This window comes from Labrenzia sp. C1B70, from assembly GCF_000475395.1.
Classification (GTDB): domain Bacteria; phylum Pseudomonadota; class Alphaproteobacteria; order Rhizobiales; family Stappiaceae; genus Roseibium; species Roseibium algicola.
In genome coordinates this window covers 138,638-159,720 of record NZ_AXCE01000034.1, presented here as the reverse complement: position 1 = coordinate 159,720, position 21,083 = coordinate 138,638, and the positions used below count along the sequence as shown (strand labels likewise).

Annotated in this window: 13 protein-coding genes and 1 pseudogene; 7 read left to right on the top strand and 7 right to left on the bottom strand. The window is 54.6% G+C overall.

Features of this window, described 5'->3' with window-relative positions; translation table 11 throughout:
- Positions 1-37 precede the first annotated feature (37 nt).
- From Q666_RS55410 to Q666_RS55395, 4 genes are all read left to right on the top strand, one after another.
- Positions 38-1,180, top strand: a complete 1,143-nt coding sequence (locus Q666_RS55410) for an exonuclease SbcCD subunit D (RefSeq protein WP_022998385.1) — start codon at positions 38-40, stop codon at positions 1,178-1,180.
- The gene (locus Q666_RS55405; protein ID WP_022998384.1) at positions 1,177-4,251 is read left to right on the top strand and encodes an SMC family ATPase; all 3,075 of its coding nucleotides are present in this window, start codon (positions 1,177-1,179) and stop codon (positions 4,249-4,251) included. The genes Q666_RS55410 and Q666_RS55405 overlap by 4 nt, the downstream gene beginning before the upstream one ends.
- A gap of 501 nt (positions 4,252-4,752) precedes the next feature.
- Positions 4,753-5,868 carry a hypothetical protein gene (locus Q666_RS66455; protein ID WP_200863736.1) on the top strand — a complete coding sequence of 372 codons (1,116 nt, stop codon included), beginning with the start codon at positions 4,753-4,755 and terminating at the stop codon, positions 5,866-5,868.
- A gap of 472 nt (positions 5,869-6,340) precedes the next feature.
- The gene (locus Q666_RS55395) at positions 6,341-6,865 is read left to right on the top strand and encodes an AlpA family phage regulatory protein (RefSeq protein WP_031268380.1); all 525 of its coding nucleotides are present in this window, start codon (positions 6,341-6,343) and stop codon (positions 6,863-6,865) included.
- Positions 6,866-7,153: 288 nt separating this feature from the next.
- Here Q666_RS55395 and Q666_RS55390 read toward each other — a convergent pair whose 3' ends face one another.
- The 5 genes from Q666_RS55390 to Q666_RS65135 all read right to left on the bottom strand — a co-directional run bounded on the left by Q666_RS55390 (position 7,154) and on the right by Q666_RS65135 (position 15,463).
- Entirely contained in the window at positions 7,154-9,325 is a 2,172-nt protein-coding gene (locus Q666_RS55390; RefSeq protein ID WP_022998381.1) for a DEAD/DEAH box helicase, read from the bottom strand.
- The gene (locus Q666_RS55385) at positions 9,325-10,686 is read right to left on the bottom strand and encodes an ATP-binding protein (RefSeq protein WP_200863735.1); all 1,362 of its coding nucleotides are present in this window, start codon (positions 10,684-10,686) and stop codon (positions 9,325-9,327) included. Before Q666_RS55385 ends, Q666_RS55390 begins: the two co-directional genes overlap by 1 nt.
- A complete protein-coding gene (locus tag Q666_RS65680; RefSeq protein WP_152533417.1) occupies positions 10,655-13,483 on the bottom strand; it encodes a TerB N-terminal domain-containing protein in 2,829 nt (942 codons plus the stop codon). Before Q666_RS65680 ends, Q666_RS55385 begins: the two co-directional genes overlap by 32 nt.
- A 245-nt stretch (positions 13,484-13,728) precedes the next feature.
- Positions 13,729-14,502 carry an ion transporter gene (locus Q666_RS55370; protein WP_051990177.1) on the bottom strand — a complete coding sequence of 258 codons (774 nt, stop codon included), beginning with the start codon at positions 14,500-14,502 and terminating at the stop codon, positions 13,729-13,731.
- A 52-nt stretch (positions 14,503-14,554) separates the two neighbouring features.
- The gene (locus Q666_RS65135) at positions 14,555-15,463 is read right to left on the bottom strand and encodes a BRCT domain-containing protein (protein ID WP_022998376.1); all 909 of its coding nucleotides are present in this window, start codon (positions 15,461-15,463) and stop codon (positions 14,555-14,557) included.
- A gap of 287 nt (positions 15,464-15,750) precedes the next feature.
- Here Q666_RS65135 and Q666_RS55360 point away from each other — a divergent pair, with 287 nt between their 5' ends.
- Positions 15,751-17,997 carry a hypothetical protein gene (locus tag Q666_RS55360; RefSeq protein WP_200863733.1) on the top strand — a complete coding sequence of 749 codons (2,247 nt, stop codon included), beginning with the start codon at positions 15,751-15,753 and terminating at the stop codon, positions 17,995-17,997.
- Positions 17,998-18,250: 253 nt separating this feature from the next.
- Here the strand turns inward: Q666_RS55360 and Q666_RS55355 are convergent, their stop codons facing one another.
- Complete coding sequence (locus Q666_RS55355) at positions 18,251-18,925, bottom strand: Abi family protein (RefSeq protein ID WP_022998374.1); 675 nt, start codon at positions 18,923-18,925, stop codon at positions 18,251-18,253.
- Positions 18,926-19,423: 498 nt separating this feature from the next.
- Between Q666_RS55355 and Q666_RS65130 the strand changes: the two genes are divergently transcribed.
- Together Q666_RS65130 and Q666_RS65125 are read left to right on the top strand one after the other, a co-directional pair.
- The gene (locus Q666_RS65130) at positions 19,424-19,819 is read left to right on the top strand and encodes a transposase (protein WP_022998372.1); all 396 of its coding nucleotides are present in this window, start codon (positions 19,424-19,426) and stop codon (positions 19,817-19,819) included.
- A gap of 15 nt (positions 19,820-19,834) precedes the next feature.
- A pseudogene (locus Q666_RS65125) lies at positions 19,835-20,386 on the top strand (IS1595 family transposase); the annotation flags it as partial.
- A gap of 238 nt (positions 20,387-20,624) precedes the next feature.
- Here the strand turns inward: Q666_RS65125 and Q666_RS55345 are convergent.
- Positions 20,625-21,074 carry a hypothetical protein gene (locus Q666_RS55345; protein ID WP_152533416.1) on the bottom strand — a complete coding sequence of 150 codons (450 nt, stop codon included), beginning with the start codon at positions 21,072-21,074 and terminating at the stop codon, positions 20,625-20,627.
- Positions 21,075-21,083: the final 9 nt, after the last annotated feature.

Below are 21,083 nucleotides of genomic sequence, written 5' to 3'. Positions count from 1 at the left end.
AAAAATTATATAAATAAAAATTATACGGATATCGGTCATGAGGTTTCTCCACACAGCCGACTTGCATCTTGGTCGTCAATTCAATGGGATTCCGCTCGACTCGGACCAAGAAGTGGTCACAAACCAGATCGTTTCCGCGCTTATCGATCATAATGTCGATGCCCTTGTTATAGCAGGAGATATATTCGATCGCGCTGCCCCACCCGCAACTGCGGTTCGCCAATTCAACGACTTCCTCTCTCGGGTTGCATCGCAAACTGACGCGGCGGTAGTCATGATCGCTGGCAATCACGACTCTGGAGATCGGATCGCTTCGATGTCGGTAATGACCGACGCCAGACGGGCGCTCATTCGAGGAACGATTAGCGCGGACGAACGCCCCCTCGTCTTGTCAGATGCAGACGTCGCTGTAGCGTTCTCCGCACTGCCCTTTGCCTATGAGTATTCTGCACGTGAGTGTTTTGCAGACGAGAGTTTGCAAACCCCGCAAGACGTTCTCGCAGCACAGGTAGCTGCGGCTCGACGTAACGTCCCCGAAGACGCTCGCTGGGTGATAGTGGCTCATGCTTTCGTCTCAGGTGCTTCAGGAAGCGAAAGCGAACGTTCTCTCACGCGTGTCGGCGGCATAGAGACAGTCACGTCAGAGATCTTCGACGGAGCCGATTACGTTGCGCTGGGGCATCTCCATCGACCTCAGATGATCGACGCCTCTCACATTCGCTATTCCGGCTCTCCACTTGCCTTCGGGTTTGACGAAGGCGAACACGCAAAGTCAATGTGCCTTGTAGAGATCGACGCAAGCGGACGGGTAACTGTGGAGACCATTCCATTTGCACCGCTCCGTCATGTCCGTACGCTGCGCGGGAAGCATTCCGAACTACTCCTTTTGGGTTCGTCAGAGGATTTTATCAAAGTCGTGCTCACCGATGATACGCCGGTCATCGACGGGATGAAGCGCATCCGGCAAGTGTTCCCCAATGCCTGCGAACTTGTCTACGAACGGGAGGAACCTGCAAGTGACATAAATTCGATCAGCGCGCGGACAGTTGCGGTTGCAAACCCAATAGAAGTCGTCGGCGATTTCCTCGAACACGTCCGGAATGCACGACTTTCGGAAACGGAGTTGGAGGTTATGGCCTCATCTCTCGATCGGCTTCGCGAAAAAGAAGATGCGGAATGAGACCGGTCAGGCTCACACTCCAGGCATTCGGCCCCTACCCGGAGCGCGTTGTTATTGACTTTCGCGAGGCTATTGAGGCCGGTCTCTTTGGTATCTACGGTCAAACCGGGTCAGGCAAATCGACCATCTTCAATGCTATGACCTTCGCGCTCTTCGGGGAGCCGGCGAAGTCGGATCAGGAAGCCCCCTCGCTACGCTCCGATCATGCCGATCCCGATGTACTGACAGAGGTCGAATTCGTATTCGACGTCGGCGATCAGCGATATGTCGTTCTTCGTCGCCCCGAACAGATGCGTCCAAAGACGCGTGGTGAAGGCGAAACACGTAGCGTGCACGAATCCTATCTGTTTGAAGCGACAGGCATGCCGCCGGACGAAATAACCGACAACGACCGCGGCAAGATCATCGCGGAAAGGAAAGTGCGCGAAGTTGATGCGGCCATTGTGGAGTTGCTTGGTTACGGTTCGGAGCAGTTCCGGCAGATTGTTCTTCTGCCGCAAGGGCGTTTCGAGACGTTCCTTTCAGCGAAGACAAAGGAACGCCTAGAAATTCTCCGCGAGCTGTTCGATGTCTCGCACTATGAAATGCTTATGGCTGATCTAAGGTCTGAAGCCGATGCCGCTGAACGGCACGTCCGGGAGGAGCGTGAGCTCTGTGCCCGGCGAATAGTGGCAGAGGGATTTGAAAGCACTGATGCCTTGATTAGCGGCATCGAGTCCTCGGAAGCAAACCTAACCGAACTTCTTACAGCCGAGAACATCGCTAAATCGAGATCGAAAGCCGCAGAGAAGGAAGTTTCGTTGGCGGAGGCGACCGAGGAGAAGTTCGCGGCTGCTGAAAAGTCTCGTCAGAGATTTGAAGAACTGGAAAAACAGAAGCAAAACTTCGAAACCCTCGCTGAGAGGGTGCGACAGGTGGAACGTGCGCGACCGTTGCTCGATGCCGAAGACCGCTTGAAAGAAACTAGCGGCGAGGTGAATGACGCTGGATCGGCATTACAGCACGCCGGCGTAATTGCCAAACACGCTCGGGAACAATCCGAGGCTGCGACTGAGGCGCTAAGAGAAGAAAATGAACGTTCTGCCGAAGGAGACCTCTTGCGCCGGAAGAAGGACGAACTGGAACGGTTTGGCCAGATAATCGAAGCGGCAGCGAATAGCGTAGCTGCGGTTGAACTAGCAACGGCAGCTCAACGTGAAGCCCTTAGTGCATACGAGAAAGCACAAGCCCGCCTTGCCGACTTGCGGGCAACGCGCATCCTGAAAGTTGAGTCAATAAAAGCGACACGTATTGGCGAGGCCGCGCGCAGTGAAATTAGGGGCAGGCGTGCAAGTTTGGTGACACAACTTGCCGCAGCCGAGGCCTACGAAAAAGCTCAACTGGAAGTTCAGACGTCACTGGCCGCAGTTGTGGAACAGGCCCGCATATTCGACTCGGCCTCAGAGCAGGCGGAAGCAGCAGGCCAGAAATTTGAAGCGGCCGAAAAGAACCTGACGGCCGCACAGGCACTGCACTTGGCCATGAAACTTGATGCCGGATCACCATGTCCGGTTTGCGGAGCAACCGAACATCCTGCGCCGGCGACAGGTAAGATAGAAAATGTTGGTCTCGATAGCGCCTTCCGGGAGGCGCGAGATGCCTGGCAGCTGGCTGATGAAACGGTGCGCAAGTCGAACGTAAAACTGGCTGAGTTGCAAGCGACGCTCGCCGAGCGTGAAAAGCGACATTCCCTCCTACCCCGGTCCGGCGAGACCGCAGCAGCATTATTGACCAAGATTTCAGCCGAGGATTCAGCTCTTGGATTGCTCGGACCAGAAGTCGATATTGCGGCCGCCGATGCGGAGATTGAAGAACTTGATGTGCGGTACGCATCACTCGAGCGGGAACGCGACGAATTGCGCAACTACCTCGAAGAATGCCGAAACAAGGCTACGGAAGCCACGTCCACGCGCGATGGCAAGCTCGCACACGTACCGGATGATCTGAGGGACATTGAGGTGCTAAACGCCGTCCATGAGGATGTATCGAAGTCGTTGGAAGAGCTTGTTGCAGCAAAAGCCGCGGCGGAAGAGAAACAGAGAAACACGCGAGAGGCGAGTATCGTCGCTGCGAAAGAACTCGAAAGCGCCGAGAGGGCTCTAACGGTTTTCCGAGAGCACCATCGGAAAGCTGATGCATTTTTCCAAGCAAGACTGGCCGATGTCGGCCTCACAGTTGAGGCTTTTCAAACTCTAAAGCCATTTATCGAGTCACTCGAGGTGGACAGAGAGAGTGTGGAAGTCTACCGGCGAGAACACAAGAGTGCAGAGGATGCTGTGGCACTGGCGTCATCGGCAGTCGAAGGCATGACCCGACCCGATCTTAAGGAGGTGCGGGAGGTGTACGAGGCAATGTCGGAAGCAGCGGTGAAAGCAACCGAAGAGCGCATCGGTGCCAAAACCCGTCTTGATCAACTGAACAACCTAAAGACCAGCCTTCAGGACACCTTGCAAAAGCTCGACGAAGCAGAAGCTGCCTCCGGCCCGTTGCGTGGACTTGCTCTGCTCGTGAACGGACAGAATGGACAGCGATTGACTTTGGAAACTTATGCAATCGGCGCTATGTTCGACCAGGTATTGGTAGCGGCCAATCTGCGACTACACCCTATGACCTCCGGCCGCTACTTTCTAGAGCGTGATCTAGACGGATCGGGACGTGGCAATCGTGGCCTGGGGATCCAAGTTTTCGACACTCACACAGGAAAGTCTAGGGCCACCAGCACGCTTTCGGGCGGCGAGACTTTCATTGCTGCGCTTGCGCTCGCTTTGGGTCTTGCCGACGTAGTGGAAAGCGCCAGTGGAAAAGTCCGGCTCGATACTGTTTTTATAGACGAAGGATTCGGAAGTCTGGACACGGAAAATGGGTCCGGCACGCTCGATCAAGTTCTCCAGGTTCTAAACTCTCTGGTTCGTCAAAACCGCGCTGTTGGTTTGATTTCCCATGTACCGCTCGTTCAGGAGGTAATACCGAACGGGTTCTATATCCGGAAACATCTTGTAGGTAGTACCGTTGAAGAAAGAGGGTTTGACTGATGGAACCACGCTTAATCAAACGACGTGCTCACAAGCGGCGTCTCCGGAATGGACGTTCGACCCGTGTTCGTGAGAGCTGGGTCATCCAACGCACTGAACCTGGAAAACAGAGCGGAAGTTATCGTCATGCATGCCCGAGATGCGGAGCCCCAATTATCAGCGTGCGCATGAGAAATGGCGGTTGGGTACATTTTGAAGGAACGAAAGGTCTGACGAGTGTGAAGCATCCATGCATGCACATTGGAGAAGGCCTCAGCCGGAGGCGTGACGAAAACACTCCGGACCTTTTTGATCTTTGCCCACAATAATATTAGGGCACGGAGTAGCTGTCTGAAATAGTGCTCTCATCAGAAGACAAGGGTTTTGCGGTCTCACTGAGAACCGACCCATGTTTAAGGGTACCGAAGGTGGACTAAGCTGATAAGAGCGCGTAATGCAATCCAGCCGATCGAGATTACACTCGACACGAGATGCGGGTATTCTGCAGAATCTGGAGAACTCATGTTGCGATCGAAGAGCACTCGTCTTGTTGGTGCTTTCCTGTCCCTAATGACATTCAGTGTTGCCCTACACGCAGGAGCCGCCCATGCAGGAACCATCGAGAAAGTGCGCTGGAGAGGGCATTATGTCCTGAAGCTGACAGGGTCGATCGACGAAGAGTTGGTGACGGATTTCATGGACGCCCGCGATCAGGCGGAAGTCTGGCCACACGGTGCAAAGGTCCTGCTCCTCGACAGCGGCGGCGGAGGCGTTTTGGCCGCACTTGCAATCGTAAATCTCATGGATCAGGGTACTTGGCAGACGGTTATTCCGAACGGCGCCGAATGCGCCTCCGCTTGCGCTTCCATCCTTTTTGTTTCCGGAGCCTATCGAACGGTCGAGCCGTTCGGAAAACTGGGTCAACATTCCTGCTCCAAAGGTGGCTTGCCGGACGATAAATGCAATGATCTGATGTCAGAGAACGCCCGGGCGCACGGGGTTTCCTATGGCTCAATCAAAGCCTTCGCTGGTTACGCAAACCCTGAGGATATGATCTGGTTCTCCCGCGAGGATGCGGACGGTTGGGGTCTCACGCGTTATCCAGGAGAAAAGGAAAGCGGTTTCGAAAAGAGCGAGCCGCGTGTCCTCAATATGCTGACGGGAGTGAAACCAGATCCCCAGACCGCGTGGCGGCTCGATTTTCACAACAATGGTTACAAGGCCTTCAGTCGTCCTTCAGCCGATGACGAAAGGGAAATGGAAATCGGACTTTTCTGCAACGAGAGCATTCCAGGTGTTTTTATTGCGACCATGGACATCACAGGTCCGGTCGAGGTGATCAAAGAGAATGTAACGGGCGCGTGGCTTGGTGCCGATGGCGTCAAATTCATTGAAGCATCACCGCTGATCATGCCAGCGGATCCGGCAGTCACAAGGGTATTTCTCTACATTCCACCCGAGGCCCTAATCCATTTTCTCAAGAATACGCGGGAGTTTGTTTTTCAAGTCGACTTCAAGAAGCCATTCACGGCAATGCGGGCGACAACTCAACTGGCAGGGAGTCGAAAGAACCTGATTTTCGCGGCGAACCATTGCGGGACCCAAGCCTATGGCTTGGACGGCCAGCCTATTGAGTGAGCTGGCCCAACTCACTTCTGACGTCGAAAATACTGTTCGCCCGGAGCAATGCGAAATGCGGAAGTGAGTAATCTCAACAGACCCTAGGGTGATTAAATCACTTTTCAACTTATGGCGGTACAGTGAAGGCTCCTCACTCAAACATCACGGTTGTCACTTGACAACCCCGTCAATATGTTATTTAAAGGAGCTAGATGGTGCGTAAAACGCATCCTAAAAAGGATATTGAAGCGGCACTAAGATACGCAGAGGCAGAAGGATGGCGCATTAGCGTAGGTGGAGCTCACGGTTGGGGCAAGATGTTTTGCCCATATAGAGAAGACTTATGTCGATGCCTTGAACATTGTGTAACTAGCATTTGGAGCACACCCAAGAGTGCTCAGACGCATGCTAAACAGCTGCGTCGGAAAGTCGATAGCTGCACAACACATAAGAAAACCAAGACCGCGAAAAAACGAAAGGAGTGACTACAATGAAAGAATATAATTTCACTCTAAAATACAGATTGGCCGCTGACGATGCCGATCACGACGCCATTGTGGAACGACTTGGGGAAGCAGGCTGCACCGACGCACTTGTCGGCATTGGAATCGCAGGTCGACTTGCTTTGGAGTTCGATAGAGAAGCAGACAGCGCACAGGATGCCGTTCGAACCGCTCTTTCAGACGTCAAATTAGCTGTTCCGACCGCGATGCTGGTTGAAGCTTACCCTGATTTCGTAAGTGCTACAGAGATAGCTGAACTTGTTGGAAAGAGCCGTCAGAACATTCGCAAGCTGATGGTGTCTAATTCGGATTTCCCCAGCCCTGTCCACGATGGCCCAGCGATTACCCTTTGGCACCTTTCAGAGGTGCTGGAGTGGCTAGAGATGCGTAAGGAATACAAGTTAGACAAAGCGTTACAAGAAACAGCCCATGCCACGCGTGAAGTCAATGTAGCGAAAGAATTTTCTCGTCTTCCATCGCGAGATCATGAGCTTGAAAGTCTAGTTGCTTAGCAATTTTATTTAAGCGGCGCGACGTCTTTACATGATGTATTGTGGCTGCGTAGTCAGGCAACAAAAAACCTGACAAACTCAAACGAAATGAGCGGCTGTTTGAAAGCTCAATAGTGAGATTTCAGGCAACCGCTTGTTTTTTTGCACTCTGACCTGGTCCCCAAAATCTTCCCAGCTAAACATAAGCTCCGTCGCAATTGTGAAGTGCTCCCCGTCTTTGGATCCCCCCGGCCGGAATTTCCTAGGGCGCCCTATGACACCATCGATACCCGACTTCTAGAGACGGCATCATTGCACCAACCAGCTCGCCAGTGCCTTTGCCCCCTCCAGGTCAAGCCTTCTTGAGAGAGCATCCTGCTGAAGGAGCTGGGTCGAAAGATAGGGATGGAACTTCTCGAAGGTCAGGCTGACATCCGTCGAGAATAGATCGATCTCCTCGGCTTCGGAGATTTCCCGAAGAGCTTCCGGCACTGAAAGCTCCGCCTTGTCCTGAAGGACTTCCAGGAAGCCATCGTAGGTTTGGACCTGGAACCCAAAATTCCGAAGGGCAAGAGCCAGGGTGGCATTCTTGACGCTGCCGCACCGGGTCGCGAGCAAGGTGGTCCGCTCTCCAAGCGGGATAATCCCATCCGCGACTTCAATGAGCCACTCGAACGTTGATCGCGCTTCTGCAAGCAGCTGCCTTGCCTGCTGGTCTAGGTAGACGGGAACAGTCTCTCCCTCAAGTATTTCGAACATCTTCTCTATGACGCGGTCATCAATTTCGCCAGCATCGCCGCCGAAAACCGGCGCGACCCCTTGTCGTGAGGGTTTGACCATGAGCACCTTTTCCTGGTCGTGAAGTTCAACGACCTCCCACCTTCGGCCGGAAAAGATGATGGTCATTCCCGGTGCCAGCATGTTGTCGACCGGCAGCGTGCCGAGCTCCTTGCCATCGGCCACGACACGATATTCTTCTGGGCTCATGAAAACGGCATAAAAGCTATAATGCTCGACAAGCCGCTCTCCCTTACCTCCCAGCAGAAGTAGACCGTCGGACGACTGCTCGATCAAGCCCACTTCCGGATCTCCGAGCCTCCTCAGCACTTGCAGGAACATTTCCTGAGAAACGTTGTGAAAGGGCCCCTTTTCGCAAAGAGTCGCGTAGAGGCGTTTTGCGCTCGCACCGCCACGCTCCGCGATGACCGAAAGGATCTGGTGGACCAGTGTGGAAAGATGGAGCGCCTTGCTTTTGGGAGCTTCACACCAGCGTTCAAGCAGCAGCTCGATCATCGCAATCGACCGGACGAGACCGAGCCGCAGCCGATCCGAAAAGGCGCTCGAGCTGAGCAAGTCCGCCTCGATCGCATATTGCCTCAGAACCGCCGGCTGCCCCGCCCTGCGTCCTGACCTTCCCATTCTCTGACGCAGAGAAGCAACCGTGAAAGGCGCGCCGATCTGCGCAACACAGGCGACATCACCGATGTCTATCCCCAGTTCCAGGGTTGAGGTGCAGATCGCGGTTGTCGGCAATCGTGCGTCCTTCAATCGCTTTTCGACGAACTCACGGTGATCCCGGGACAGGCTTGCGTGATGGGGGTAGAACTCCTGCGGAAGATTTGCCTCCCTGCACATGGTGCTGAGACGATCCGCAAACACCTCCACCCTGTTCCTGGCTCCGGCGAAAACGAGATTGTCGGATCCGCGCAGCTTCTCGAACAAATGCCTGGAAATCGCCTGTACGGACGGATCCGGGCTTTCATCCTTCCCCCCTGCGACATAGCCTCTTAGTTGCAGCTTGAGTTCAGCCTCGCTTTCCTCTCCCACGATGGGTGTGACCTCGTCCGGAGCACCGGGCCGCAAAAAGGATCTGGCGAGTTCCATGTCCCCGAGCGTCGCCGAAAGCCCGATGCGGCGAACACGCGTTCCCGTCGCAATTTCCATGCGGGTGAACAGAGACCGCAGCTGAACGCCTCGTTCGGAATCCAGAAGCGTATGCAGCTCATCAATGACGATGGCATTCAACCGGGAAAACAACTTCGGCACCAGTGTGCCCTTGGTGACGAAAATCGCCTCCAGAGATTCAGGCGTGATAAGGAGAATGCCACGAGGGTCCTTCTGGGCGCGAGCCTTCACTGAAGACGACACGTCGCCATGCCATGGAACCACCTGAAGACCGGCCTTCTCGCAGATTTCCTCAAGACGACGCGTCTGATCGTTGATGAGCGCCTTCAACGGCCCGACATAAAGGATGTTGAAGCCAGCCTTCCGCTCGGCTTCTTCCTGATCAACCGCTTGGGATATCAGGGGCAGGAACGCAGCTTCCGTTTTGCCACCAGCAGTCGACGCCGAGATGATCAGGTCGTGTGACCCATCCATCACCGCATGAACGGAGCGCGCCTGGATATCGCGCAGTTCTTGCCAACCTTGATCCCTGATCCACCTCTGAACAGGGCGCGCCAGTTTGTCGAAGGCAGTCATCAGAGCCTGAAACTTGTCAGATCGTCATCCCCGTCCCCGGCGGCGGCAAGCTGGCCGCCCGGAGCGTCCTCAATGTCACTCATGTCGTCTCCACCATCCGCCGCGATGGAAATACCATCAATCAGATCAGACCATTGAGTGCCCGGGTTCTGCTCCAGGACGGCGAGCATGTTTACGAACGCTGTCACGGTGTTACGTGGCGTGCGGAAGTAGGCTTCACCAATTCGTTCGGAACAGTGAACCATAAACGCCTGAAGCGCCTCGTCGGAAAGTGCTGTCTCCGGTTCCTGCATGACTCTGCGAATATTGCTCAGGAGCACGAACATGTCCTCGGGCGTCAAGTTCGACAACCGGATGACCGGCCCCGACAGGTCGATCAAGCCATCACGCACGAAGGTGTTTTCAGACAGACGAGATTGCAGAGCCTCATAGCTGTAAAGTCCTCGGCGCGTGTTCATGAGGAACTCAGGCGTCCCTCCCATCATGAAACCCAGGTGTGCGGCCGATCCTTGCAGGACATCGTTGAGGATGCGGAGAATTTGCTCGTAATTCGCATTTCTCGCCTGAGAGGATGTCAGTTTGAAGAGATTGACCATCTCATCGAGCGAGACGAGAAGCCCCTTGTAGCCGGCGGCACACACAAACTCCGACATCAATTTCAGATGATCGTAAACGCTGGCGTCGTCGACAATGGTTCTGACGCCGAGCGCCTTTCGGGCATCAGTTTTGGTCGAAAACTCGCCGCGTAGCCATCTAAGAGCGGCCGACTTCAGATCGTCATCGCCGCTTTCATGCCCGTCCCAGTACCGGTGCAGGACGGTGGCAAAATCATACCCTCCTGTCAGTTCCTCGAAATGGGCAAGCCTTTCTCGGATGACAGTTCCAGTCTCGGTCGCCTTGCTTTCGGCTTCCTGGTGCGCCTGACTAACAAAACGCTCCACGACACTTGTCAACGCGCCGCCGTCCGGCTTGGTCCGGGTAGACAGGTTACGGGCCATTTCGGCATAGAGCCCCCTGGCCTGCCCTCCTGTTGCATGTAGCCGGCGGTCAGGAGCCAGGTCGGCCGACATGACCACCAGCCCCTTCTCCAGTGCGACGAGGCGGATGAGGTTCAAAAAGAACGTCTTGCCGGAACCATATTCTCCGATGATGAACCGGATCGCAGAACCACCGTCCGCAATCCGCTCCATGTCATTGATCAATTCCTGAATTTCGCGAGCCCGGCCAACCTGTATGTGCTGCAATCCCAGTTTGGGAACCACCCCTGCCCTCAAGGCCTGAATGATCGTATCGCGATCTTTGCGCTTGATACCTGCCACGACGCCCTCCCTAGACGCTTTCCCTAAACTCTTGAACAACATCGATATTCAATTCATAGCCGTCATATTCTTCGATAAGCGCATCATCGAACTTGGCATATGCCCACTCGTTGATGGCTTCCAAGCAGCCTGCAACCATAAGCTTGTGCCTGCCTGCCAGTTCTTTGAACTCCTCGTCGGTCCAATGGTCTTGCAGAATGAGGTCGGAGAGGAAGGCAGTGTGGCCGGCACTCAGCCCGGCAAAGCGGGCGTCAGAAATGTGGCTCTCCTCGACCTCATCGTCTTCGTCCGGAAGTTCATTGCCAAAGATCGATCCGAGAACGCTCGAGACACTTGCCGTATCCGATTGAATGGCAGCAATCCTCTGGGCATCCAGCTTGAGGGGAGAGGTATCTTCGACCGGCAGGCTTTCTCCGTTTTTTGCCTTCTGTTCGGCTCGGACCGTAACGGGCTCGTCCCTGAAAGCGGTTGAATGGATGTCGGAATAGACATCCGCTGTCTCCACGCCGAGAGCCTTGTAGATTTTCTCAATGCCTCCGACTTCCTCGGGTCGAAGTAAACTATCGGCATGGGCCATGGTCACCGCAAAGTCCCGGATGGTCCTTTGCTGTTCCGGCGTTGCAGCCTTCAATTTGCTCCTGAGCAGTGACATGTCTGGCGGAACAACCAGCAACCATTTCAGATTGGCCAGCAGACGCGCCTGTTCGGCGGCGGTCAGATCCGCCTGACCGACTATCGCATTCTTCAGAGCGGCTTCCTCGGAAGGCGCCACAGTGCCGTCTGCATGGGCAACAAAGGTCCCGACCGCCAGTTGGACGAGTGCTGCACGGTAACGATCTGTCACATCCTCAAGATGTGTGTCGTCGCCGGGCAGCTTGAACAGAACGACTGGGTCCCCCACTTTTGGATTTCGGAGGGAATAGCGAGGATCCGGCGCCATTCCGATGCCCAATCTGGCAAGAGCGTCGGCAGCGTCCGTGAGTTGCCGTTTCCCGACTTTCTCCGGATATGCCCCTTCCAGTCTGAGGATGACGTCGACGAGAGGCACCAGCCCAGTAACGCTAAGGATGGAGTAAGCCCAGTCGGACAGCGCGTTCAGCTCATCAGATGGAAACAGATTCCAAATTTCCTTGGGAAGCAACGCATGTGCTTCAAGGGTTCCCCGTCCTTCAGGGTTGCGTGAAAGGTAACGGCTAAATTTGTCCAGTTCACTCATTGCCTCGTCGGCAATTTCCTGAGCGATCGTTACGGGTTTCCGTAAACTGGATATGTCGGGAAGCTCTTTTCCGCCAATAGTGGGGGTTATCTTGGTTTTAAACTCACTTGAAGCCGCTTCGTAAGTGCCTTTGAGCATCCGCTTTGGCTTGTTCACGATCAGTCCAGTTGGGAACCGATCCGCAAACTTAACCCGAAACAGTGCTTTAAATTCTTCTGGGCAACGCCGAGCCACGGTCCGCACCTGGCTTTCAGGGTGAAGCCTCCACCACCTCATCATCACATCTGAATCTAGTGATTGGTTCTCCTCAAGACGGGCACCAATCAGTACTTTCACCGAGAAAGGCAGTTCGTATTCATACCGGCGTGATGAGTGGGCCTCATTGTCAGTCTCCCCAACCACGGTCGATGCAAAATCCAAAAAATTGCCGAGATATTTTTGAACTGAATAATTGTCCGAATAAAGCGCGATGAGCCTCCTCACCTCGGCGTAAATTCTTCTCTTCTCTTCGTCTCCGGATATGTCTTCGAAGAAGCGCCGCTCCAGACCGTAGAAATAAAGAAACAGGTAACCGGGATTGTAAGCCGTATCTTTTCGTCCTGTGCGAAGCCATTCCAAATATGTCGCGCGGGATGAAGCTGAAATCTCAGAATAACTGGGCCAGTATCCCATGCCATTCCCTTCAAGATCAGTACCGCTTTTTGCGACGGAAAGCGTCGAATCGATATAGGCGCGACATTTTTGCTGATATTGGCCAATGCGCGGTGGCGATCCGACATATACCAAACCACCAATATTTCGCCCGGCAACGTCTACCGACTGCCCATAAGGTACCCAGCGTGGAGTGGTATTCGATCTGGATGCCGAACCCAAACTTGAAAGACCGTACTGACCTGCATGGCGTTTTTCCTGTTGGGCAGGATCAGAAACTTGGAGCACTGGAGGTTGCGCTCGCTTCACAGTCTCGGACTGAGTGGGCGTCGGGGCGGACAGGCTCGAAGGGAGGCCGGAATTTTCTGCTGGCGTCTGCAATTCCTTTTTCTTTTTGCGGCTACGAATGAACCAGACCAAGATTCCTACAAGGCCAGCGCCCCACCACCAAAGATTCGTGCTTGTCGGCGGGCTGCGCTTTTCCCGCACTTCAGACGGGGCGAGATTCTTCTGGTCCGCAGGGCCATCCAAGGGTTGCCGTACGATGGCCTCTGACGGTTGAATATTTCTCTGAACCTCTCCAGTAGCTTGAGCAGGCGCAATGGACGGTGGCGTCTTTGGCGAACTATCTGGCTGAGACGCGCCTCCGCTAACATCCTCTTTCTCGCCAGAAACGGACGCCGAAGCTGGCTGACTTTCAATAGTTTCTTTGGGCGGAGAAGTCTGAGAGGGTACAGGAGCAGATTGTTGTTCTGGCAGAGAAGGTCGAGAATGTGATTGTCGCAGGAGTTTAGTGGTTTCGCTATCAGGTTTTCCGGTAACCGCCAGTCCATTTGCCTCCTGGTAGGCTTTTATAGCACCCTCGGTTCTCCGGCCCATAAAGCCGTCTATCGGACCAGGATCATACCCTTGCTCAGTTAGCAACCGCTGCACTTCACGCGTAGCAGAATCCTGCGCGAAGGCTTTCATCATTCCAGTTGTCACTGCGATACAGATCAACAACAAGGCTATAACGAGCTTGAAATGTTTTGTGTATTTGCCTTGCACTATTCTAAATCCAGAAGATTGGGAAACACAGCTACCCAACTAGACATTGCCTGTGTCGACAATGCATCTCAACTCTAGAATGTCATCCGCGCGGTAGAAGCGGATTTTTAGAAGTCTGGAGTTGTAGGCTAAAAAGCCGATAAACGACCATGCGTTCCCGGCACGGGCATTCAGTTTTCCTGGTCGAACCGCGCCGATTTCCCACCTTGTTTATGTACTTTTTTTCGCTGCTGCATCTGAATCGCGTCGGAGAATGCGGCTGCCAGAACGCCTGTCGGCATCGCGATTAGGCCAATACCCGTGATCGCGGTCAGACCGGCGAAAAACTGCCCCAACGAGGTTTTCGGGTAAACGTCACCATAGCCGACTGTGGTCAGCGTTGCGATCGACCACCACATTGTCCTGGGAATGCTTCCAAAGGTTTCAGGCTGCGTATCTCCTTCGATCATATAAAGGATCGTCGAAGAGAACAGTAGCAGCATGCCGGCAATTCCTGCGCTCATGATTAGCTCGTAGCGGCGCGAATGTAGTGCCGTCGAGATCGCTTCGAACGCCCGGGAGAACCGCCCAAGGCGTGCCACTCGAAGGATGCGCAGGAGTCGAAAGAGACGAAGGAGGAACGCCTCCGTACCAAAGAAGGTCAGCAAGAGTGGCAAGATGGATAGCAGGTCGATGATGGCAGCCGGGGTCAGTACGTACCTCAGACGGCCAATAACCCCCTGATACCGAATATCTTCGCCGGCGACCCAAAGCCGGGCAATGTATTCGACCACAAAAATCAATGTGAAAGTGAGTTCCGCCGCTCGGAACGCCCACTCTCGCCCATCCAGTATCGTTGGTTCACTTTCGATCACAGCCATCGCTGTGGCGGCCAGGATTACGATACTTATGGCCCTGTTGAGGGGTGACAAACCGGTTCGGGGCCATGCGGTTGGCTCCAACATCTTATGAAGCTTGGCCCTTGCGATACTCGGTCTAAACATCGTGAGACTCGGGTTAGGCTGTAAGCGCCTGAGTAAGCGTATATTCGTGAACCAGTTCAGGACCATGGCCAGCGTCACGAAGCTCGATGGCTCGCATGATTTTCAGCCCTTCATGACTCTGTCGCCAGTCTCTTGAGGCCTCGGCCGCGACCGCCAGATAACTCGTATTCTTACAAACCGCTTTCTTCGTCAGTCCTCCTCGCTCCTCAATCATTCCAGAAACTGCTTTCCGCGGTCCTAAAGTGAACTTTCCTGTCAAAACGAACATCTGGCCATCGAATGTAATTTTTCTGAAGTCATCCAAGGCCCCATGAAGAACACCTGTATTGCCAAAAGTTGGAAGCCCTGTGTCGAATGCACTATCGCCAACTAGATGTGTTATCCAGTCGCAAATGTCATCGGACTCTTCCTGAGTAATTCGGCCATCCGCAATTGCCCTTTGCGCAGACAATCTAAGGTTCCGAATCCTGCTGTCTTGTTGAACTCTTGGGTAGGAATCCAGCCTTCGGATCAAGGTTTCAACTTCCTCGAGAGTGATTTGGTTGTCGCAAGCTATTCCGGCGCAAAATCCATACATCTCATTGATATCGTCGTTCTCAGATTCAAGTTGAAATTCCTTGGAACGGATATCGACGATATCTTGAACAATTTCAAAAATCTCTCGAGGCTCATTTTGCCAGATGGCGAGATCCTCAATAAGTTCTTTCGCGTCGTCGTCTTTGAGAAGTGCAAGGAAGTTTTGTGCTTCCACTTTGAGGGGTGCAAATTCAGCATTTTCAATGTTTTTGCTGGCAAGCACTCCTTTCAGGAAGCCAAGCCAATAGGCCATTGCTTTTCGGTCATTGGAGTGCTTGTGAATGCGCCCCAGGGGAGCGCCTCCATACTCCAACACAGTTCCCTTTCCTTTCATCGAGCCACCCATCAGCCACTCCTTGTGTCAAATCCAAGGCACAACTTAACAGGCATGCAATCACAAGGCGAGCACCGTGAGAAACAGCGTGGATGGTAAACCCTCCAGCCGACATTGAGAAACCCAGCATCGATTTGACCCTGCCGAATTGTCTGAAAATCATAGTCGATCCTGCGCTGTTGCTCCTAATTTCGAAGGCCAATCAGAGGACGTTTTTCACAGACTTTGCCGTCCAATCTCTTTCTTCCTGGACCGACTCCCGATAGGCCAGCGCCTCCCCGGCCTTTGGAAGTTAGTCAATGAAATCAGAACGATCCGTCCTCACCCCAAGCATGATCACAACCTTTTGCGAAAAACGCCTCGCGCCTGTGTTCGCACCGCAGGATGTGGAGGTCCTCCGCGGACATCTGGTCGACCTGCTGGAGAGGAACGAATATCCAACATACAGGGGGAGCCGTCTGGACGTCCGGGCACTGGCCGCGGGTTTGGGTTTGGACGCTCGCCGTCTGATGGCTGAGAGATCGAACCTTCAGCCGATATTCGACGCGGTTGCGCGAGCCATCACCGAAAGATCGCTGCGCCCGGAAGCCCATGAACAGCCCTATCAGCCCACGAGTCATACCCCTATTGCGGCGCCAGAGTACCGCTCAGGTGGTCGCGGGCGTCGGGGCAAGGCACCGCGGCCAGTTGTTGAATTTCCAGATCCGCTGGAGGCAACCTGGGATGAGCCTTCGAACTTTGGAGCTGCGCTTCGTCTGCATTCCAAGCGGCATGGGGAATCCATTTACCACCTCTTTAATGCAGTGGTTCACACCGAAGACCGCGTCAAACGCAGCACCTTTGTCGGATGGGGACAAAGGATTACTGCACCCAGCTCCCCCATCAGTCTCGAAATCCTGCGCCGCATCGAACGCCGCTATCGTCTACCGGAAGGATATTTCTCCGGAGTTTCGAAAGCCGTCATAGCAGGCTCCGGGAGTTGCGAACTGGATGAAATGACTCCGGCCGAACGACGCCGATATGTCTGGCACCTGCCGGACGATTTCAGGCGGAGACCACGGACCGAGCAGGCGGAGATCCTCTCATGGGTACGGAACGTGATCATCAGCGGTTCGACGGAATATCGACGTTATCAGGCCGCAGCGATGCGACAGCGCTACGCGGTGCGTTTTCACTGGGCCGCAGGTCCGCAGCGGAAATATGCGAGAAGCAGTTCTTCTGATCCCTCTGACATAGTGGACGCCCCCAAACGGTTGAACGACGAATTGGTGGAACTCCTGCGTTTCAAAACCTCAACGTTTGCAGCATTCGGCCAACAACGAAATGGGGTCTGGGGCCCAGAGACCGCCTCGCAGAAAGTCGAACATTTCGGACTGTGGTTCGGCGCATTCACGGCGTCTTCTGAAGGCGAGGTTCAGGGGTATGGCGTCGATCCGGAAGTGCTAACATTCGCGATGATGATCTTCCCACAAGTCTGGGACTGGTACCTTCGCTGGCGCGAAAGACGGCGAGGTTTTTATACAAGATGGGAAATCGACATGCTGTCCGTTGCCGCTGCTCTGTGCCGGGAAGAAACCGGTTGGCTGCGACAAACACCTCGTATCGCATCCCGCCTTCAAGTGATCGAAGGGTTGATCACGGAACAGGACGTCTCTGAAGCGCAGAGCGACTGGGCGTCCGTCTGCGATCTGATGTTTAAGCACGCACGACGCCGTATCAAGGAGATTGAGCGTGTCGCGAAAATCCACCGCGATCCATTTGAGCCAATTATGCCGGTTCTCGAGGCACCCAGTCCGGTCGGCGAATATCGGAAGATCACCGAAGAAATCCTGCACCGCATGCCAGACGAAAGGCGTCACGCTCGTGCGACGGCAGAGGCAGTCCGCTCGTTCCTACTCCTCAGGATTGGTTTGCATACAGGGCTTCGTCAGAAGAACCTGAGAGAACTCCTGCTTTGCAGGCCCGGTGACCTGCCAACGTCCGAGCGAAAGTTGGAGGATATGAAACGAGGAGAGCTGCGCTGGAGCACCAGAGACCGGGGATGGGAAATATTGATCCCCTCCGTCGCCTTCAAGAACGCGAACTCTTCATTTTTCGGATCGAAACCGTTCCGTTTGATCCTGCCTGATCTCGGGCGGCTCTACGAGTTGATCGACGCTTGGATAGACAGGCACCGCTCGCGCCTAGTTGGACCAGCGGCGGATCCCGGCACGTTTTTCGTCAAGACAGCCAAAATCACCAGCACCAACGCCGCCTATTCCCAGAACACATTTTTCGAGGCGTGGCGAACTGTGATCCAGCGATATGGCATCTATAATCCCTGGACCGGGCGCGGCGCGATCGAAGGCCTGCTACCACATGGACCGCACAACGTCCGCGACGTACTCGCAACGCATATTCTCAAGCAGACTGGATCGTACGAGCAGGCCAGCTACGCGATCCAGGATACACCTGACATGGTGGCTAAACACTACGGACGCTTTCTGCCGCAGGACAAAGCCGAAATAGCCGCGAGAATTCTCAACCAGGTTTGGGATGCGGCGTAACCAGAAATGCTCTGAGGTATCAGAACTGTTTGTCCGGACGCGCATACCGCGCCGTATGGAATGCCGTCAATTGCAGTTCAAATGCCCTCCGGAACTCCCTTAGGTCGTGTTTGCACCAACCCTACAAAAACGATAGGTTAGTGCAAACACGAGATTTTGGATGAATTGCCTGCGACCGTTGCCGCGGACAAGAAATAGGCTGTGTTCATTGAGACCAAAGCGGAATTAGGCAGTAACTGCCACCAGCATTGACTTAGGTACGGAATAGTTTGGATAAATCGTCATCATAGACCTCAGAAAATCTGCAATGATGCTTGCTCCAATCGGACGCGATTGGAGATAACCAGCCCGTAATTTCCACGATCCGATCATGCCTATCGAGCAGATTATGCTTAAGCAAAGGCTCGTGGTGCGCGATCCGATTTCGGAGCAAGCGTATTCTTGTGAGTGGGCTGTTAATGCGCTTTCTAGTTAAGCCGTCTGGCGCATGCTGGAACGCATGTCTTAATGTTCGTCGCCACATATCTTCATATCGCCTCCCCAGGCAGGAGGTCCAGAAACCAAATGAAAGAGAGGCGACAACTCTACCAGGCTCTATTGGCTTGCGGTCTCGGACCAAATTCAGTTTGGCTTCCGCAATTTGATTGCGTTGAAAAACGTCGGTAATGACGCCAATCTGATCGTACCAGTCGTCGCCATAGGTTTTTGAAAGCTCGGCATGAAAGCGGTTTCTAAGCGCTACCTCCAGCATTTGAATCGGCGAAAACATTGCTTCTGCTATCGCAGTATTTAGGGCATACAGTTTGTAGGCTAATGAGCGGTCACCGTTGGCAGCATCAAGATACCGCTGAAATCTCTCCAACGACAGTATGTCGTCCAAATGACGTGTCGCGTCGTCCTCGTATAAAAATGATAGTTGATCATTCATATGAATGGGCCTATATAGATTCTTGTAAACCCCGGTAGCGCCTCTGCCTTGTGTATGCGCCCGGGGTAAAATTTTTCTAATCGCCTATTTCCTTTCCCTAACAGCTAAAAAATATCTGTCTGATGCTGGGCGCACGCAAGTGCCGCCGTAGATTATTTCCACAGATCCAATTCACCCTTTCGAAACCATAACCCCCGGAACCGATCGACTCACGTGCGCCCGCGGGCTATGAGCCCCGGCCATGTTCAGACGAATACGAATAAGCCGCTGATTTGCCGCGCCGCCAGCTCCTGGCGGCCGGGTTCCCGCGCCTTCCGTATTCGAACCATGAAAGTCTGAGCATGACCGCCATTACCCGTCTTCATCCGTCCATCCTGTTTGCGGAACCCACCGCCGACGAAGCCGCGTCCGGAGCGCGGAGGTGCGAAATACCGGGCTGAGGACGAGCCCGAAGGACAACACTTTCTCCTGTCGCCGGAATGTCGGGACCTCTCCATCATGGAGCTGGTCGAAATCGACGAGGACGAGGCGTACGCCACCTTCTGCGCATATCGCTGGCCGGAGACTGACGGCGACGCTTACTGTCCGCACTGCGGCGTGACGGAGTGTTATTCGATCCGGCGGCGCCGCTTCAAATGCTCCGGCTGCCGCCGGGAGTTCTCCGTCACCACCGGGACGGTCTTCGCGTTCCGGAAGCTTTCCTTCCGCAAGATGCTCGCCGCGATCTGGATGTCGGTAAACGCGGTCAAGGGCAAGGCGGCTCTCCATCTCTCCCGTGAGCTCGGCGTCCAGTACAAGACCGCCTGGGTGCTTTCCATGAAGATCCGCGAGGCCCTGTCACTCCGCCGGATCGGCGCCCGTCTCGAGGGCGAGGTCCAGATCGACGGCAAGTAGGCGGGTGGGCACGTCCGGCCCGAGAACAAGGCCGAGGACCGGGTCGACCGCCGCCTGAAGCGGTATCAGAACATGAAGCGCATGTGCGTCCTGGCGCTGCGGGAGAAGAACCCGGGCGGCCGGGAGCGGACGTTCACGCGCATCGTGCGGGAGGAGGACGGCGGAGCCGCCTGGGATGCCGTCAGGGATCACGTCGACCGCGGCGCCGTCGTCATCACTGACGAACATCCGAGCTACACCGATCTGGCCGGACTGAACGAGCACCATCGGGTCAATCACTCCAAGGCGTACCAGACCGAGGATGGGGTCAATACCAACCATGTCGAGAGCTTCTTCAGCCGGATCCAGCGGGCCTACGTCGGGATCCACCACCGTTTCTCGCTGCGGTATTTCGACTGGTACGTCGCAGATCTTGCCTGGCGGGAGGACAACCGCCGCATGAGCAACGGACAGCTCACCGGGCTGGTCGTGTCCGCCGCGATGCGGAATCCGACCTCACGGTCGCTCTGCGGTTACTGGCAGGGGAACAAACCGGAGGATCTGGATCTCGACGCGGTGGGTGCTTAAATTGGTTCCAGATGATATCGTGATGTTCTGTTTTTCAAACACGTGTCCAGTTTTTTGAACAAGTGTTTTGTCTACAGGTCACGGGCCAAACAAAGCAAAAGCCCCAAGACCGGCGGACCTGTCTCGAGGCTGGATTGCAAGGCTTTCGCCTCGCTGCTCATAAATTGCTGAATTCTGTCCAGCAACGTCAATCACGCTGACCTACGCTGGAGCGAATATCAAGCCGCCGGTCACCATATCAGACAGCAATCTCCCAGATCTTGCGCAGTCCATCTTCCGGCTGAGTGCTGCGAACCCAGCCGTGCGCCTCCAGACTGGACAGGTTCTTCGAGACTATTTCGTTCATCAGCCTGTACTTTGGGTTTCCGCTCGGGATACCGAAACGCTCAGCGAAGGCCTGAGTGCATTCGGCGCACGTGGTGGGTCCCGCGACCCTCAGGATGTCCAAGACCGCCTGACGGCGGTTCGTTTTGCCGAGAACGGCATTCAATTCCGTCGCCAACTTGCCCTTGCTCGCATTCTTGCGGCGACGCCTTGAGGATTCCGGCTGCCATTCCGGATCGTAAATTGCGATCACCTTGTCCAGGGCGGTGATGGTCGTCTGCGCCTCTTCCAGTTCAGCGGCCAGATCCTCGATACGGGCGGTCAGCTCCGCCCGTTTGTCCTTCAACTCATTCGATGGGTTCAACAAATTCTC

Bases quoted from the DNA above. Each gene is read 5' to 3' on its own strand.
- Q666_RS65135 (WP_022998376.1), bottom strand. From the start codon at position 15,463: ATGGGTGGCTCGATGAAAGGAAAGGGAACTGTGTTGGAGTATGGAGGC.
- Q666_RS55405 (WP_022998384.1), top strand. From the start codon at position 1,177: ATGAGACCGGTCAGGCTCACACTCCAGGCATTCGGCCCCTACCCGGAG.
- Q666_RS65680 (WP_152533417.1), bottom strand. From the start codon at position 13,483: ATGATGAAAGCCTTCGCGCAGGATTCTGCTACGCGTGAAGTGCAGCGG.
- Q666_RS55395 (WP_031268380.1), top strand. From the start codon at position 6,341: ATGAAAGAATATAATTTCACTCTAAAATACAGATTGGCCGCTGACGAT.
- Q666_RS66455 (WP_200863736.1), top strand. From the start codon at position 4,753: ATGTTGCGATCGAAGAGCACTCGTCTTGTTGGTGCTTTCCTGTCCCTA.
- Q666_RS55410 (WP_022998385.1), top strand. From the start codon at position 38: ATGAGGTTTCTCCACACAGCCGACTTGCATCTTGGTCGTCAATTCAAT.
- Q666_RS55385 (WP_200863735.1), bottom strand. From the start codon at position 10,686: ATGTTGTTCAAGAGTTTAGGGAAAGCGTCTAGGGAGGGCGTCGTGGCA.
- Q666_RS55355 (WP_022998374.1), bottom strand. From the start codon at position 18,925: ATGAATGATCAACTATCATTTTTATACGAGGACGACGCGACACGTCAT.
- Q666_RS65130 (WP_022998372.1), top strand. From the start codon at position 19,424: ATGGAGCTGGTCGAAATCGACGAGGACGAGGCGTACGCCACCTTCTGC.
- Q666_RS55390 (WP_022998381.1), bottom strand. From the start codon at position 9,325: ATGACTGCCTTCGACAAACTGGCGCGCCCTGTTCAGAGGTGGATCAGG.
- Q666_RS55360 (WP_200863733.1), top strand. From the start codon at position 15,751: ATGAAATCAGAACGATCCGTCCTCACCCCAAGCATGATCACAACCTTT.
- Q666_RS55370 (WP_051990177.1), bottom strand. From the start codon at position 14,502: ATGTTGGAGCCAACCGCATGGCCCCGAACCGGTTTGTCACCCCTCAAC.